This is a genomic window from Enterobacter cloacae complex sp. I1M (assembly GCF_014982425.1).
GTDB lineage: Bacteria > Pseudomonadota > Gammaproteobacteria > Enterobacterales > Enterobacteriaceae > Enterobacter > Enterobacter intestinihominis.
Map to the genome: position 1 here is coordinate 1 of NZ_JADCLG010000070.1, position 959 is coordinate 959.

At 39.0% G+C, this 959-nt stretch carries 1 protein-coding gene; it reads right to left on the minus strand.

The window, feature by feature from the left end; genetic code table 11:
* A partial coding sequence (locus INF86_RS22245; protein ID WP_193543949.1) for a DUF262 domain-containing protein occupies nt 1-959 on the minus strand: 959 nt, incomplete at both ends.

The window sequence follows — 959 nt, forward strand, 5'->3', positions numbered from 1 at the left end:
AGTACAGGGGCCCTATCTAATAATGTGTTTAATGTTGACTCTTTAACTGTTTTTTCATTGGTCACCCGTGGTGAATATATCACCATAAATAATTTCTTTAATGCCGTGGTTAAATTTTTTTCGCCAAATTGGCTGATGTATAACATTAAGGCAGTATCAAGCAACTCTTTTAAGTATTGGCAGCCTTCGAGAGGTATAATTAGTTCCTGGTAGCATTGAAGGAAATTTTGATGCTCTGGTGTAATGGCAAGTTCTGGATCCATCTCAGGAGACATAAAATGGTTTTGAATCCCCTGAAAGTAGGCTAGGTAGTGAATAGTATTAATCCCTGTATTGAGGGGTTGCCGTAATTCATAACCTTCTAGTGTTTGTTCAACTAAATAGCGGCCCTGGCTTTGCTTATTTGTTCGATGACTTACAGATCGTCCATATGCAATATCTGGTCCTATAGTTGTCATTTCACCAAATTCTGTTACTACCGCACTTCGCACAAGCAAAGGTTTTCGATGGCTTGGTACATCACGCTTGCGCAACGTATTACAAAACCTTCCCCGAAGTAAGGAGTTAATTATAGGGTTGAGATCTCCCAATATTTCCCAGCGCCGGGCGTAATGATTTTGTTGTTGGCGTTCAATACTACGTAAATGATGTGCTTTTATAATATCAGAGCCTGTAAGACGAACCCCTCCGGTATTCTGCGTCTCAAAAAATCGATATGCCTCATCTTCTGAATCAGTCACTACCAGAGTAAAGTTTACGTCAGTGGCTGAAAATGTTGGCTCTGATGACTGTTTAAGAGTTTTCAACAACCATTGAAAATTGCTTCGGATTTGATGCTGAGACTGTGGAGAATGGTAGGATACATTATTTACATATTTTGATATTTGGTGGGGGTTCAATATCGCATTAATCAGTGTTAATGAGGTTAGTCGTTGCTGGCCATCAATAATATTTAATAT